This is a genomic window from Rhodococcoides navarretei (assembly GCF_038069675.1).
Taxonomy (GTDB): domain Bacteria; phylum Actinomycetota; class Actinomycetes; order Mycobacteriales; family Mycobacteriaceae; genus Rhodococcoides; species Rhodococcoides navarretei.
On record NZ_JBBPCN010000001.1, the window covers coordinates 137,094 to 151,304 of the forward strand.

Annotated in this window: 14 protein-coding genes and 2 pseudogenes; 5 read left to right on the forward strand and 11 right to left on the reverse strand. The window is 64.3% G+C overall.

Translation table 11 applies throughout. The annotated features are described in order from the left end of the window. Positions 1–28 precede the first annotated feature (28 nt). Positions 29–601, reverse strand: a complete 573-nt coding sequence (locus AABD04_RS00720) for a TetR/AcrR family transcriptional regulator (protein ID WP_341439862.1) — start codon at positions 599–601, stop codon at positions 29–31. Between the two features lie 105 nt (positions 602–706). Between AABD04_RS00720 and AABD04_RS00725 the strand changes: the two genes are divergently transcribed. Continuing rightward, complete coding sequence (locus tag AABD04_RS00725; protein ID WP_341439863.1) at positions 707–1,546, forward strand: alpha/beta fold hydrolase; 840 nt, start codon at positions 707–709, stop codon at positions 1,544–1,546. 43 nt (positions 1,547–1,589) lie between these two features. Here the strand turns inward: AABD04_RS00725 and rraA are convergent, their stop codons facing one another. Further along, on the reverse strand, positions 1,590–2,069 hold the full coding sequence (rraA, locus tag AABD04_RS00730; RefSeq protein WP_094638506.1) for a ribonuclease E activity regulator RraA: 480 nt from the start codon (positions 2,067–2,069) through the stop codon (positions 1,590–1,592). Between the two features lie 24 nt (positions 2,070–2,093). Further along, a complete protein-coding gene (locus tag AABD04_RS00735) occupies positions 2,094–2,477 on the reverse strand; it encodes a DUF5313 family protein (protein WP_243595820.1) in 384 nt (127 codons plus the stop codon). Positions 2,478–2,583: 106 nt separating this feature from the next. Here AABD04_RS00735 and AABD04_RS00740 point away from each other — a divergent pair, with 106 nt between their 5' ends. Beyond that, a complete protein-coding gene (locus AABD04_RS00740; protein ID WP_341439864.1) occupies positions 2,584–3,624 on the forward strand; it encodes an amidohydrolase family protein in 1,041 nt (346 codons plus the stop codon). A 70-nt stretch (positions 3,625–3,694) separates the two neighbouring features. Further along, entirely contained in the window at positions 3,695–4,045 is a 351-nt protein-coding gene (locus tag AABD04_RS00745) for a WhiB family transcriptional regulator (RefSeq protein ID WP_341442910.1), read from the forward strand. Here the strand turns inward: AABD04_RS00745 and AABD04_RS00750 are convergent. Next, positions 4,014–4,766 (reverse strand): MerR family transcriptional regulator, encoded by a 753-nt coding sequence (locus AABD04_RS00750; RefSeq protein ID WP_341442911.1) that lies wholly within the window; start codon positions 4,764–4,766, stop codon positions 4,014–4,016. The two genes, AABD04_RS00745 and AABD04_RS00750, sit on opposite strands and share 32 nt — an antisense overlap. Before the next feature lie 101 nt (positions 4,767–4,867). Beyond that, positions 4,868–6,073, reverse strand: a complete 1,206-nt coding sequence (locus tag AABD04_RS00755) for a lipase family protein (protein WP_341439865.1) — start codon at positions 6,071–6,073, stop codon at positions 4,868–4,870. A gap of 115 nt (positions 6,074–6,188) precedes the next feature. On the opposite strand from AABD04_RS00755, the gene AABD04_RS00760 reads away from it, so the two are divergent. After that, positions 6,189–7,781: a succinic semialdehyde dehydrogenase gene (locus AABD04_RS00760; protein ID WP_279396000.1), complete on the forward strand. Its 1,593-nt coding sequence runs from the start codon at positions 6,189–6,191 to the stop codon at positions 7,779–7,781. Between the two features lie 34 nt (positions 7,782–7,815). Here AABD04_RS00760 and AABD04_RS00765 read toward each other — a convergent pair whose 3' ends face one another. The 5 genes and pseudogenes from AABD04_RS00765 to AABD04_RS00785 all read right to left on the reverse strand — a co-directional run. Continuing rightward, entirely contained in the window at positions 7,816–9,210 is a 1,395-nt protein-coding gene (locus tag AABD04_RS00765; RefSeq protein WP_341439866.1) for an outer membrane protein assembly factor BamB family protein, read from the reverse strand. Between the two features lie 116 nt (positions 9,211–9,326). Continuing rightward, entirely contained in the window at positions 9,327–11,330 is a 2,004-nt protein-coding gene (locus AABD04_RS00770; protein ID WP_341439867.1) for an MDR family MFS transporter, read from the reverse strand. A 3-nt stretch (positions 11,331–11,333) separates the two neighbouring features. Beyond that, positions 11,334–11,819, reverse strand: a complete 486-nt coding sequence (locus AABD04_RS00775) for a MarR family winged helix-turn-helix transcriptional regulator (RefSeq protein WP_341439868.1) — start codon at positions 11,817–11,819, stop codon at positions 11,334–11,336. Between the two features lie 397 nt (positions 11,820–12,216). After that, positions 12,217–12,339, reverse strand: a pseudogene (locus AABD04_RS00780) (VapC toxin family PIN domain ribonuclease); the annotation flags it as partial. A 76-nt stretch (positions 12,340–12,415) separates the two neighbouring features. After that, positions 12,416–12,646 (reverse strand): annotated as a pseudogene (locus AABD04_RS00785) (type II toxin-antitoxin system prevent-host-death family antitoxin); the annotation flags it as partial. Between the two features lie 105 nt (positions 12,647–12,751). Here AABD04_RS00785 and AABD04_RS00790 point away from each other — a divergent pair. Beyond that, positions 12,752–13,102 (forward strand): VOC family protein, encoded by a 351-nt coding sequence (locus AABD04_RS00790; RefSeq protein WP_243595828.1) that lies wholly within the window; start codon positions 12,752–12,754, stop codon positions 13,100–13,102. Here the strand turns inward: AABD04_RS00790 and AABD04_RS00795 are convergent. Continuing rightward, positions 13,093–14,202 carry a TDT family transporter gene (locus AABD04_RS00795; protein ID WP_341439869.1) on the reverse strand — a complete coding sequence of 370 codons (1,110 nt, stop codon included), beginning with the start codon at positions 14,200–14,202 and terminating at the stop codon, positions 13,093–13,095. The two genes, AABD04_RS00790 and AABD04_RS00795, sit on opposite strands and share 10 nt — an antisense overlap. Positions 14,203–14,211: the final 9 nt, after the last annotated feature.

A 14,211-nucleotide genomic window follows, 5' to 3' on the forward strand; every position in this document is an offset into this window, starting at 1 on the left:
GTCAAATGTCAGTGATTGCCGATGCTGGTCAGCGATCGATTTGCCCCGCACTCGAATCGAGCAGAACCTTCGCCGCAGCCTTTGCTGCAGTGGCAGATTCGGCCAGCTCTGTGATGGCCGCGGTGGTTTGAGCACCCTCGGCGAGCAGCGCGATCTGTAGCCCGACGGCCGGCGCGCAGCCGGCTTCTACGGCCAATCGGGTGACGTAGTCGATGAAGTTCTTCTTGTGCTGATGCGCGGCGTCGGCTACCTCCGGCATGGTGGCACCCAGTTCGCCGAAGGAGTTGATGAAGGCACACCCGCGGAAGTCGTCCTCGCGAAACCAGTGGTCCAGGAAGTCGAAGATCGACAGCAGCTTGTCTCGGGGGGACTCGTGCGCGGCGGCCTCGGCGTCGATGCCGTCGTTCCACTGCTGTGTGCGACCACGAAGCACCTCGGCGACGATGGCGGTCTTCGACGGAAACAGTGAGTACATGCGCTTGAGGGAGATGCCTGCACTACTGCGGAGTTCGTCCATGCCGACAGCCTGAATGCCTCGCGCATAGAACAATTCGTCCGCGGCGTTCACCACCTGTGCCCGTCCGGTTTCCGTACTGGTCATCGTCTACCCCTTGCCGAGAGAACCAACGTTCTCTACAGTAGTCCACACGCGGTGAGAACGACCGTTCTCCCGCGTCGGACTTCACTCACGAAGGAAGGCGACACCATGGCGTACATCAAGGTTGACACCGAGAACTCCACCCCCGTCGAGGTCTACTACGAGGATCACGGCACCGGTCAGCCGGTCGTGCTCATCCACGGCTACCCACTCGACGGCAACTCCTGGGAACGTCAGTCGCGGGCGCTGCTCGACGCCGGCTACCGCGTCATCACCTACGACCGCCGCGGCTTCGGCCAGTCCAGCAAGCCCACCGTCGGCTACGACTACGACACCTTCGCCTCGGACCTGGACAAGGTACTGACCGAGCTGGACCTCAGTGATGTCATCCTGGTCGGATTCTCGATGGGCACAGGCGAATTGGCTCGGTACGCCGCGAAATACGGCACGGATCGCGTCGCGAAGTTCGCATTCCTCGCCTCGCTCGAACCGTTCCTGCTGCAGACCGACGACAACTCGACCGGCGTTCCGCAGTCGGTGTTCGACGGCATCGAGACCGCTGCTCGGGAGGATCGCTTCGCCTGGTTCGAGAATTTCTACAAGGATTTCTACAACCTCGACGAGAACCTCGGCAGCCGTATCAGCGAGGCCACGGTGCGGGCGAACTTCGCCACTTCCGCAGCCAGTGCGCCCGTCGCGGCCTACGCCGTCGTGCCGACCTGGCTCGAGGACTTCCGCGGCGATGTTGCGAAGGTTCGTGAATCCGGCAAGCCCACGCTGATCCTGCACGGAACCGCAGACAACATCCTGCCGATCGATTCGACGGGCCGTCCGTTCCACGAGGCGTTCCCCGAGGCGACGTACGTCGAGGTCGAGGGCGCTCCCCACGGACTGCTGTGGACGCACTTCCAGGAAGTGAACGACGCGCTGCTCGCGTTCGTGAAGTAGTGAATCGGGGCGGCAGGCATCAGCCCTGCCGCCCCGACCGGCACTAGACCGCGACGACGCCGTCGTGGTCGCTGTAGACGATCTCGCCCGGGTTGAACGTGACGCCGCCGAAGCTGACCGGCACGTTCTTCTCACCCGAGCCGGTTTGAGTGCTCTTGCGCGGGTTGGTTCCCAGGGCCTTGACGCCGATCTCGAGTGTGCGCAGAATCGCGGAGTCGCGCACCGCACCGTTGACGATGACGCCGGCCCAGCCGTTGGTGACGCCTCGGCCCGCGATGATGTCGCCGACGAGGGCAGTGTGAACGCTGGCATCGCCGTCGACCACCAGCACACCACCGTTGCCGGGTTCGCTGAGCGTTTGCTTCACCAGCAGATTGTCCTGGAAGCAGCGGATGGTGGTGATGGGCCCCGCGAACTCGGTGTGCTTGCCGAACTGGATGAACTGGGTGTCGCAGCTGCGGATGTCGGGACCGATCTCGTCGGCCAGATCAGCGGTTGCCTTGAATTCCACAGGTGACGTCATGCGCCACAGACTATCGTCCGGATATCAGCCGCGGCCGTGACGGCGTTCGTAGTCGTCGCGAGTGCGGTCGGCGCGGGTCTGCGCCTTGGCATTGATCAACTGCGGATCGAGGCCGTGAATCAACAAGCGATGTCGTCGATAGACATTCATCAGGGCGATCGCGAAGTAGACCAACGGGATGAACAGCAAGGCCATCATCGCCAGCGACATCCACAGCGGCCCCGGGATCAGCAGGAACAACAGCAGCAGCGGGATGACGGGCACCGTGAACCGCGCGAGGTAGCGGACCTGCGCGCCGTTACCCACCAGATCCTCACGAACCCAATCCTGCATGGACTCGGGCAGCGTGCGACCGAACGAATAGCCCAGAAACTGCAGCGGGGTGGGCGTCGTGCGTTCGGTGGTCATCGCGCAATGCTAGTCCCACAAGAGTTGGTACAAGTCACCGTTGACTGCGGATTCCCTCATATGTGACGATAGCGTCAGTTCAAGCGATGAGAGAAGGACGTGCACTGTGATCGATCGCAGGACCCTGCTCGGCGCGCTGGGTGCCGCGACGATCTCCGGGGTGGCCCTCTCGACGTTGCCGTCTGCGACAGCATCGGCAGCACCCGCTTCGAGCAACGGCGGGATTGTCGATGTCCACTCGCACATGGTTCCCGACTTCTACCTGAGGGAAGCCCTCGCGTCGGGCATCGTTTTTCCCGACGGCATGCCGAAGTGGCCGAGCTGGTCGGTGGGCGAACACCTGCAGATGATGGACGGCTGCGGTATCGACAACGCCGTGCTCTCCGTGTCCTCGCCCGGAGTCCATTTCGGCGACGACGGCAAGGCCGCCGATCTAGCCCGCCGCGTCAACGATTTCGGGGCCGGAGTTGTCGAGGGGCGGCCACGCCTGGGATTCTTTGCGTCGCTGCCTCTTCCGAACGTCGTCGACTCGACTATCGAAGCCGTTCGTGCTCTCGATCAGCTCGGTGCCGACGGCGTGACGGTGATGTCGAACGCCGGTGGAATGTACCTGGGCAACGCCGTACTGACGCCACTGCTCGCCGCGTTGGATGCGCGATCGGCAGTCGTGTTCGTGCATCCCACGTCGCCGCCGAATTCTGCAGCGGTGTCGCTCGGGCGACCGGCTCCGATGATCGAATTCCTTTTCGACACAGCACGAACCGTCGTCGACCTGATTCTGCTCGGTGTGGTCGATCGATTCCCGAACATCCGCTGGGTGTTCACTCACGGCGGTGGAGTTCTGCCGCTACTGGCGGATCGGGTCGACTTCTTCCGAACGCAGGTCGGTCTGGGAACGCCGACTACGCCGGATGTACTGCAGCGCTTGTGGTTCGACCTCGCCGGTACGCCGGTCCCGCGGCAGCTGCCCGCGCTGTTGTCCACTGTCGGACCTGATCGCCTGGTGTACGGCAGCGATTACTGTTTCACGCCGATTACCGGCGTACAGGAGCAACTGCGATCCCTCGACGCCGGTGCCGCGAACGGCGGACTCGAGAACTGGCGTGCGACCACATCCGGCAACGCCCGCCGACTGCTGAATCTCTGATCCGAAGGAAGCAGGCACGACGATGAAAGCGCAAGCACTGCAACCGTTCTCAGAGTACTGGGATTGGCAGATGAATGCCGCCTGCCGCTCGATGCCGGTCTCGATGTTCTACCCGCCCCTGGGGCTGCGGGGATACTCGCTGAGAAACCTCGAGCGGCAGGCGAAGCTCGTGTGCGATGGATGCCCCGTGATCGCGCGCTGCCTGCAACACGCACTCGACTCGGATGAGAAGCACGGAGTCTGGGGTGGATCGACCCCACACGAGCGGTCCGCGATGGCGCGCGTCAACCCTGACCAGCAGCGTTCGCCCGGACATCTACGCCCCGGGTCGGAATCCGCACCCTCTGCAGGAGGTGCGAATTCCGAAAAGGGGTGCGGATCGAGACGCGTCAACCCTGCCGAGCAGCGTTCGCGACGATGACATCACGAAGGTACTGCGCCAAGCCTGAGGCAATACCGTTGTAGTGCTTGGCAAATCGCTCGTCGGCGATGTACATCTCGGCCAGGTTCACCTGCATCTCGTAACCGCAGTCGTAGTACCGCTCGATCGATGCCCTATGACGCTCGGCGAGTGCCCCGGCCTCGGTGGAATCCGGCGAGACACCCCGCTGCAACGCGGCAGCGAGATCCGCTTCCAGGAGGTCCGTCTCTTCCTTGACGGCCTTCCAATCGTCCTTGGTGAACGACGCCGTCCGCTGCTGCGACTGCTTCCATTCGTCGGTCTCGCCCCAGCGTTGCTCGGCTTCCTCGGCGTAGTCCTCGCCGGGCCAGTTGTCGCCGAATATCTCGCGCTGCTCCTCGGGAGTCAGTTGCATACCCATCTTTTTCGCCTCCATCATCTTGTCCACGGCCGCAGCCATTGCGTGCAAGTGATCGATCCGCTCGTTCAGAAGGTCCCGTTGCCGACGTAGATGCGCCAACGCGTCGACCGCTGGGTCGTCGAGCAACGCGGCAATGACCTCGAGCGGAAACCCGAGTTCGCGGTAGGTCAATACCTGATGCAGCCGTTCGACATCGGCGGACGAGTACGTCCGGTAGCCCTTCGGCGTTCTGCCCGACGGCACCACCAACGCGATCTCGTCGTAGTGATGCAGCGTTCTGACGCTGACACCCACCAACTTCGAGACCGCGCCGACCTGCATGCCGACCTGGACGTCAACCGAACTGTTCGCGGACGAATCACTCACGAAGGACACAGTGCTGCCTCCCGTGGCGTGAGGGTCAAGCCTCTGATCAGCGGTCTTCAGCGAACCACGCGTTCGCACCCGGAGGTGGATTCTCCCGCGAGACGTTGCGCGAGCCAATCGTATGCGCCGGGACGACCGTTGGTCTGCGCCAGCGAATGATCCCCGGGAACCAATTCGAGGCGAACCGACGCTCCCGCAGCGCACCACTGGTCCTGCACGGCCTCGGCACCCTCCTTGGGGATGAGGAAGTCCTGCACGCCCTGGTAGATGTACACCGGCGCGTCGGGCTTCGTCTGGCCCATGCGGTTCTCCTCGACGACGGCCGTGGTGATCGGATGCGCGAAGACATCAGGAACGTTGGAGAGGTTTCGCTGGTCCAACATCAACAGTCCCGAATACGACAACACATCGACGCACTGATCCTTCTGCGCCAACGCCAGTCGTTTCCCGTTGTCGTTGGCGAGCTCCCGCATCTCCGGGTACTCCCGGGACAACCCGATCGTCGCCGCAGTGAACAGGCCCGATCCGATCTGACCGTTCAACGAGGTCTGCAGAATTTTGTAGTCGGTGGGCGGACCGCCGAACGCGACGCCTGCGATGTTCAGCTCGGGCGCGTACTCCGGGGCCAACTGCGCCGCCCAACCCGAGGCGATGGCACCGCCGGAGTAGCCGGTGATACCGATCGGTGCATCCGCGCTCACTCCCGCGCTCTGGGAGGCACGAAGGCCGTCGAGCACGGTGTGCCCGGAGACGAGGCCGGCCGAATAGGCCTGCCGAGGGCCCTGGTAGTCGGTGACGACCACCGTGTAGCCGCGGTCGAGCAGAATTTGAACCTGGTCGATTTCCTTGTTGTTGCCCCGCGGCAACGTGTAGGACGGCGCGCACTGATTTCCGAGCGAATCCGTCGCCTCGTTGTACGCGATGACGGGACGATCTCCGGCTCCGTTCCACGGCGCGGTGGGCGTCAGTACCGTCGTCGCCGCTGCGATGGGCCGGTTCTTGGAGTCGGTGGAGCGGAACAGCAACTGCACGGACGACGCCTCCGGCGTGACCGCGACGTCGCGACGGTTCAGTACCGAGCCGGGCTGCTGGTTCTCGTACCCGGCAGGCGGGTCGAACCATGGATCACCGAGTGAGGTGGGGAGATACGCATCGGGATCACTCGGCGGAGCGATGAAATCCTGCAGTGGATCGGCCTGGGCCGACCCTGCGAACGACAGCATCAATGCTGCGGCTCCGGCCAGAACGAATGCCTTGCGCATGTATTTCCCACCCTGTAGCTCCGTACGCCCCGACGTCCGGTAGACCACTGACCATCGTGCCACAGGATTCGGGAATTTCGGCCCTGTGAAGTGAGCCGAAGACCAGGTAGGTTGTCTGTTACTCAGAACACTACTCACCAGTAGGGACACGTCCATGCCAGCACCGTCCGCCTCGACCTTCTCTCGGCTCGCCGATCTCATCGCCATCCCAGACGCCGAATCGCGGCCGACGAAGACCATCACCGAGGTGTTCACCGGTAAGGAACTGGCGACCATCCCGGTCGGCACCGCCGCCGACGCGACGGCTGCGATCGCGCGCGTTCGCGCAGCTCAGGTGGCCTGGGCCAAGCGCCCCGTTTCCGAGCGCGCCGAGATCTTCCACCGCTACCGTGACCTGGTGCTCGCCCATCGCGACGAGCTGATGGACATGGCGCAGGCCGAGACCGGCAAGTCCCGCGCCGCTGCCCTCGAGGAAGTCCTCGACATCTCGATGACCTCGCGGCACTACGCGCGCACCGCCGCGAAGCTGCTGGCTCCGAAGAAGGTCACCGGCATGCTGCCGGTGCTGACCAAGACTCGGGTCCGCTATCAGCCCAAGGGCGTCGTCGGAATCATCTCCCCGTGGAACTACCCGATGACTCTCGCGGTATCCGACGCCATTCCGGCGCTGTTGGCAGGCAACGGCGTTGTGCTCAAGCCCGACAGCCAGACGCCGTACTGCGCCCTGGCCTGCGTCGAACTGCTCTACAAGGCCGGTCTGCCCCGTGACCTGTTCGCCGTGGTGCCCGGCCCGGGTTCAGTGGTGGGAACCGCCATCGTCGAGAACACCGAATACGTCATGTTCACCGGCTCCACCGCTACCGGTCAGCTCCTGGCCGAGCAGGCCGGCCGTCGACTCATCGGATTCTCCGCGGAACTCGGCGGCAAGAACGCGATGATCGTCGCCAAGGGTGCCAACCTGCGTGAGGTGTCCGACGCGGCCGTCCGAGCCTGCTTCTCCAACTCCGGCCAACTCTGCATCTCCATCGAACGTATCTACGTCGAGAAGTCGATCGCCGCGGAGTTCACCGAGAAGTTCGGTGAAAGGGTGCGCAAGATGACTCTCGGAGCCGACTACGAGTTCGGCATCGAGATGGGCAGCCTCATTTCCGAGGACCAGATCAAGACCGTCTCGGCCCACGTCGACGACGCCAAGGTCAAGGGCGCGACCGTGATCGCGGGCGGCAAGGCTCGCCCCGACATCGGCCCACTGTTCTACGAGCCGACCTTGCTGGCGAATGTCACCGAGGACATGGAGTGCGCAGCAACCGAAACCTTCGGGCCGCTGGTGTCGATCTACCCCGTCGTCGATGTCGACGAGGCCATCGAGAAGGCCAACGACACCGAGTACGGACTCAACGCGAGTGTGTGGGCCAAGACCAAGTCGCAGGGCGAAGCCATTGCGGCGCGGCTGCATTCGGGCACCGTCAACGTCGACGAGGGCTACGCGCCGACGTGGGGAACCACCGGCGCACCGATGGGCGGCATGGGAGTGTCCGGCATGGGGCGCAGGCACGGTACCGAGGGCCTGCTCAAGTACACCGAGTCGCAGACCATCGCGACGACGCGGCTGCTCAATCTCGGTGGGCCGCGGGGACTTCCGCCGAAGCTGTGGGCAAAGATCATGCCGCCCTTCGTCAAGGCGCTGAAGTACATCCCGGGCCGGTAGTGCAGCCCCGGTATCGGGGGCGACGAGGGACGGTCTAGGTCGCGCGTAGGACCGAGATGCTCAGGGCCCTGCTGTAGATCGAGTCGGTGTCGACTCGATCGAACATCGGCCACGACTGTCGATCGATTCCCTCGTCGTCGAACGTCGCCACGGGGATGTCCCACACGGTCGATCCGGTTCTGACGTCGATTCCGCGCAGTACTTCCGGTCCGAACAGTGTGGCGACGTCACCGTCGAGCGCACCTACCTCGGCGAACCGCCCCGACTCTCGGCTCCACAGCGTGGTCCCGGTGTCGAGGTTGATCGCCGACTCGGTGGCGGTGTCGTTGTTGCGCAGCAGTGCCACCGAATCGGTGACCGCGTAGGCGAGGCCGTTGGTGGCCAGGAACGTCGCGGCGGGGCCTGCGACGTCCGGCGCAACCGTCCGGACGAGGCCGTCGTCGGTCCACACAGGGTCGGGATTCGACGGTCGATAGCCGCCCGTCCCGAGCAGCAACGGGGTCCCCTCGGAGGGTGCGTCGAACGTCGGCTGCTGCAGGGTCACGGAATCCGTTGCCGCGAGCACGGTTCCGTCGGTGTCGACGATCTCCGAACCCGTGACCGCGTTGGGGTCCGAGCAGTCCGTTCGCACCACCCGCACTGTGCCGTCGCGCGCGGCAGTGCCCGAGCGTGCACAGTTCGGAGTTGTTCTGGACCACAGGTTCTCGCCGGTGTCGAGGTCGAAGGCGAACACTCCCTGGTCGTCGTCGTACAGCCCGATTCCGTGCGCGGTGTGCAGGGTGGAAGCAAAGTACATGCTCGACGAGGTCGCGGAATCGAACTGCACCGACCAGTCTGCATCGAGGTCATCAGCAGTACCTCGCGATACCGTCGGCCGGTCACCCTGGTTCACCGCGCGCGAGGTGTAGACGTGGCCGTCGGAGGTGGTCAGATTCGTGATGGGGAACGCTGCGTCCCGCGTGGTCGGTTCTCCGGATTCTGCGTCGACGGTGAGGATTTGGGGCCTCGTGCCGGCGTTGCCGCGATAGCAGACGATCCGACCGTCGACGAATTCCTCACCGCAGCCGACGATGTCCTCCGCAGGGGTGCGCCATCGCACCGCGCCGTCGGCGATGTCCAATCCCACCAGGGTGGCGTCGGCGATGTCCCTGCCGTCGAGACGGCCGACGAGCGTGACGACCGTCGAGCCGTCGGAGATGGAACCGGATTCCGTCGAGTCGGTCTCGCTGCCCTGGGCCGGATCGCGAAATTGACCACCGTCGATCCCCACATCCGAGGGAGTCAGAGTCCAACCGAGGCCGGGCGCGGATCCTGTTGCACCGTCGACGGGGGTGCCGGCCGGGGGCTGCTGCTGCTCGGTAGTGCACGACGCGCAGACGAGCGCTGATACCAGGACCGCGACGGCGGAGATCCGGAAGCCGCGTGTCATGAAAGATTCTCCCGCCTGTGCAGAACCGACATGGTGGTCGGTCCATTCTGGCGAGCATAGAACGAAAATTCCCCGCACTCTCGGTGAGAGTGCGGGGAAATTCTGTGATGCCGGGTCTAGTTGACGCTGTGTCCGTTCAGTCCGGCGTGTGCGTAGTGATTGTGGCTGTCGGGAATGTGGTTGTCTCCCAACACCCGAGCGATCTGTTGCTCACTGAGCCCCAGGCGACGAAGCCGCTCGCACACTGCATCGAAATCGAGCATCTTCGCGTCGAGTTCTTGCTGCAGGGCAATCACTTCGGCGCGGATGGTCTCGGCCTCGTCGAGTGCGGCCAACGTGTCCTTCGGCTCGGGCAACAGCAGAGCGAGCAGTCGATCGCGAGCATCGGTGCTCAGGCCCTCGAAGGGCCGCTGTCCCGGCTGAGCCTCGTGCCGACCCTCGGCGTGCCCGCTGTCGAGGTGGCGATCAGCGTCGGACTCGGGGGAGAGGTAATCCTGGGTGGCACCGAAGGACGGAATCTCGGCGAGCTGGTCCTGCGGCTCGTCCTTGGGTCCCTGCGCAGGGGTCGAGGCGATGTCGATCGTCTGGCGCAGTGGGCGATTCGGAATGAAGACGACTGCGATCAGCGTGACGATCGCAACGAAGCCGGCGATCATGAAGATGCGACCGGTCGCGTCACCGTATGCGGTGCGGACGACTTCGAGGACGGGCGCGGGGAGTGCGGTGAGATCGAGTGATCCACCGCCGCCCGACGAGCTGTCGACACCGAGCTGGGCCAGGCCGGCTGCGGACTTGTCTGCCACTCGGGTTGCCAACAGCGAACCGAGAACCGAGACGCCGATCGCGCCGCCGAAGGTGCGGAAGAACGCAACCGTCGACGATGCCGCACCGACATTCTGCACACTGACCGTGTTCTGCACTGCGAGAACGAGATTCTGCATCAGCATTCCGGTACCGAGGCCGACGATGGTGATGAAGATGCCGACCGTCACCAGGCTGGTGGCGTGATCGATGGTGCCCAGGAGCAGGAATCCGACGACCAGCAGGACCGAGCCGGACACGATGAACGGCTTCCACTTTCCGAATTTGGTGATGAGCTGTCCCGAGCCGACGGAGGCGACGAGCATGCCGAACACCAATGGGATGGAAAGCAATCCGGCTTCGGTGGGGGTGTAGCCGCGAGCGGTCTGGAAGTACTGGCCGAGGAAGGTGGTGGCTCCGAAGAGGCCGACACCGACGGCGATCGAGGCGATGATGGCCAGGCCGGTCGTGCGCTCGGTGACGATCTTGAGCGGGATGATCGGCGACTTGTGACGCGCCTCGACGATGATCGTCGCGGCCAGCAGCAGTACGCCGCCGCCCACCAGGTAGGCCGTCTCGCGGGAGATCCATGCGTAGTAGTCGGCCTTGCCTGCGAACGACACCCACACCAGCAGAACGGAAACGCCTGCGGTGAGCAGGAGTGCGCCCAGCCAGTCGATCGAGACGTTGTCTTTGCGGACGGTCTTGATGTGCAGGGTCTTCTGCAGCAGACCGAGGGCGACGACGGCCAGCGGCACGCAGACGAAGAAGCACCAGCGCCAGCCGAGAGGGCTGTCGACGATGACACCGCCGAGGATGGGGCCGCCGGACATCGACACGGCCATGACGGCGCCGGTGTAGCCGGAGTAGCGACCGCGATCACGCGGGGAGACGATGGTTCCGATGATGGCAATGACCAGTGCGGTCAAACCGCCCATGCCGATGCCCTGCACCACGCGTGCGGCCAGGAGGACGGGCACGTTGTGGGCGAAGCCGGCGATCAGCGAGCCGGCGACGAAGATGACGATCGCGCTCTGGACGAGCACCTTCTTGTTGAACAGGTCGGCCAATTTGCCCCAGATGGGCGTGGAGGCGGCGTTGGCCAGCAGGGCCGTGGTGATGACCCAGGCGTACGCGGTCTGCGAGCCCTTGAGGTCACCGATGATGGTGGGCAGCGCCGTCGAGACGATGGTGGTGCTCAGCAGCGCCGTGAACAGCGCGGCCAGCAGGCCGGTGAGGGCCTCGAGGATCTGGCGATGCGACATCGCGTCGGGATCGACGACTGCCTGATTGGGCGGATTCTCCGCGGATGTTGTCATGTCTTATCTCGCAATCAATTCAATGCGGGCCACGTCCTGGTGCTGGGCGTGGGCGTCTTCGGTGAAGGTGTCGTTCAATCTGCGGATCGAGTCCAGTGCATCGAGTGCCTCTGCCTCGCTCCAGCCGCTCAACATCTCTGCCAGGCGACGTGCTCGTCTGTCCCAAATTTGCTTCAGTCGAGCTTGGCCTTCGTCCGACACGCAGACCCGAGACGCACGTTTGTCGTCGGGATCGGGGTGCCGATCGATGTAGCCGAGGTTGACGAGGTCTGCGATCTGCCGGCTGAGGGCCGACTGGCTGACACAGAGCCTGCTGGCCAGGTCGGTCTGTCTGCATTCGCCCTCGGTCGCCAGGATGGCCAGAACTCCGGTCAGGGCCTGCGGCAGGGGTGAATCCTCGACTCCGGTGGTCACGGCCCGCTTCAGCGTGCGCCCGAAGAGAAAGACCTCTTCGACCAGCGACTCCGCTGTTGTGGATCGAACTGCCATGAGTGCTCCAACGATGAGTGTCCGTTTACTTGCTGTCTGCAACCATATATATAGATACATGCGCTAAGCAAACAATATTCCTGTCTGGTGGGTCACAGGTCTGAGCTGGACTGCGGTCGGGAGTGGCTGGTGCGGGTAGAAGAACGACCGGCGAACGGCCAGGGTGACCGTCGCCCACCTGGCGTCCCGGCTCGGGGGGCTGGTCATCCCGGTAAATGTCGGTTCGATCTCGAACGGGTCGCTGTAGAACGCGGTAGCGACCTGGATGAACGACTCGATGGCTTCAGTGGCTGGCGATCGAGTCGATCTCGACCAGTTCTTCGATGCCCCGAAGATCCTCGGCATTGCGGGTCATCAGGCGAGCACCGTGGGCGTGTGCGGTTGCCGCGATCATCAAGTCCAGAGCTCTCGCCCGTAGGCGGCGGCCGCTTTCTCGAATCGCTGCTGCCAGCCGACCGTAGCTTCGGGCAACGTTGGCATCCACAGCGAGAGGCTCGAAGCGGCGCTCGACCGCAACCAATCGCTTCCGAAGTGAAGTTCTGCCAGGCTGATGGCGCTGATCGCAACTTCCCCTGCGACGCGATCGAGCGAGTCTCCTATGAGGACGCTGGTGTCGAGCACCGTCCCCATCGCTGCCATGGGGCCTGCATCGAGTCGTCGATGTCGATCAGATCGCCCGCAAGGGTCGGGTCGTGTTCCGAGTCGAAGACAGCGGCTACGTCGTCGAACGTGTTCCATTGCTTTCGCTCTGCCGCTCCCAACACGGCGCTCGGTCGTCCTGCGACCGTGATCAGCAGCGACTCGTCGGCCTCCGCGCGCTTGACGTAGTCGAAAAATCGTCCACCATGTGCGGGATGTTCGTTGCGTCAGCCTCCGCGGGGAACTCGAGAAACGTCCCCGCGGGGACGTTTGTGGGGCGCTACAGTCCGGGCATGGACGTTGTACGCGCGATGCCATTGCTGACGGTCACCGATCTCGATGCGGCGCTGGACAAGTATGTCCAGGTCACCGGCATGGAGGTGGTGATGAATCACGGCTGGATCGCTACGCTCGCTCCGCCCGACGACAATTCTGCCCAGCTGAGTCTGATCACCACCGATCCCACCGGACCGGTCAATCCGTCCGCGTCGATCGAGGTGGACGACGTGGACGCGGCGTACCGGGCAGCGATGGACGCCGAACTCGAGATCGTCTACGAGATCACCAACGAGGAGTGGGGTGTACGCCGATTCTTCTTTCGCGACCCCGGCGGCAACGTGGTGAACGTTCTTTCTCACCTGTGACCCGGACGCAGCAACTCTCCGTGCCGGATTCCGCGAAGAGTGCGGGTGGCCACGGTGAGCCAGGCGGCGAGCAGTAGGACGTACAGGGCAACGGCCAGAGCCTGCACCGCACCGAAGTTCAGCGCATGTCCCAATGCAGTCGCTCCGGTGACACAGGTGCCGACGGGAAAGGTGAACGACCACCAGGTCAGCGAGAACCCCAGGTTCCTGCGTGCTGCGTGCACGGTGAGAGCCGTTGCGAGAGCGAACATCAGCATTCCGAAGCCGCCCATGATCAACCCGTAGCCGATACCGAAGACATGAAGTCCGACCGCGACCGACGACTGTGCGCCGGTGAACACCATCGACGCATCGGTGCCGAGCAGGTTCGCCGCGGTGATCGACTGGCCGATCAGCCCCAGCGTGATCCACACGGTCGGAGCCGCATCGACGGGCGGCAAACCGCCGTGCAGCAGACGCCCGTAGATCAGAGTCAGCGTGATCATCCCGACGATCAGCGACAGCCCGAACATCGCGTAGCAGGCACACAGCAGCGCCAGCCGCCACTGGCCCTCGGGCACGTGGGGGAGCAGCAACGCACCGGTCGACGCCGACACCATCGGCGGCACCACGGGCATCAGCCACGCGGGCAGGGCCGCGACGTCGCGATGATGGGCCGCGGTGATCATGCGATACGGCACGACGACGCTGGTGAGCAGACCGGTGATCGTCCCGGTGATCCACAGCGCGGCGAACAGTGTTGTGGCCGCTGTGGATCCGAGCAGGTCCGCTCCGAGGAGACCTGCGCCCGCGCCGACGGTGAGCATCGCCATGGGCGGAGCGCCGTAGAACTGCACCATCACGGGGTGCCGGGCGTAGGCGACGGCGTGGTCGCGATGCCCGATCCAGTGCATCGCGAAGGCCGCACCGATCACGACCAGCGCGGTTGCTGCGATCACCCACACCGCAACGGCGAAGACATGCAGTGCGGGAGACTGCACCGGCAATGTCGCGGCTGCGGTGGCCACGATGCCGGTCCCCATCACCGCGGCGAACCAGTTGGGGGTGATGTGCTCGAAGGGCTGGTGTCGCACCACGCGGGTAGGAGCTGTCACGGTCATGCCTTCAGC

Coding starts and splice junctions, on each gene's coding strand:
- AABD04_RS00765 (WP_341439866.1), bottom strand. CDS start 9,210: ATGACACGCGGCTTCCGGATCTCCGCCGTCGCGGTCCTGGTATCAGCG.
- AABD04_RS00735 (WP_243595820.1), bottom strand. CDS start 2,477: ATGACCACCGAACGCACGACGCCCACCCCGCTGCAGTTTCTGGGCTAT.
- AABD04_RS00790 (WP_243595828.1), top strand. CDS start 12,752: ATGGACGTTGTACGCGCGATGCCATTGCTGACGGTCACCGATCTCGAT.
- AABD04_RS00775 (WP_341439868.1), bottom strand. CDS start 11,819: ATGGCAGTTCGATCCACAACAGCGGAGTCGCTGGTCGAAGAGGTCTTT.
- AABD04_RS00750 (WP_341442911.1), bottom strand. CDS start 4,766: ATGCAGGTCGGCGCGGTCTCGAAGTTGGTGGGTGTCAGCGTCAGAACG.
- AABD04_RS00795 (WP_341439869.1), bottom strand. CDS start 14,202: ATGACCGTGACAGCTCCTACCCGCGTGGTGCGACACCAGCCCTTCGAG.
- AABD04_RS00745 (WP_341442910.1), top strand. CDS start 3,695: ATGAATGCCGCCTGCCGCTCGATGCCGGTCTCGATGTTCTACCCGCCC.
- rraA (WP_094638506.1), bottom strand. CDS start 2,069: ATGACGTCACCTGTGGAATTCAAGGCAACCGCTGATCTGGCCGACGAG.
- AABD04_RS00755 (WP_341439865.1), bottom strand. CDS start 6,073: ATGCGCAAGGCATTCGTTCTGGCCGGAGCCGCAGCATTGATGCTGTCG.
- AABD04_RS00720 (WP_341439862.1), bottom strand. CDS start 601: ATGACCAGTACGGAAACCGGACGGGCACAGGTGGTGAACGCCGCGGAC.
- AABD04_RS00725 (WP_341439863.1), top strand. CDS start 707: ATGGCGTACATCAAGGTTGACACCGAGAACTCCACCCCCGTCGAGGTC.
- AABD04_RS00770 (WP_341439867.1), bottom strand. CDS start 11,330: ATGACAACATCCGCGGAGAATCCGCCCAATCAGGCAGTCGTCGATCCC.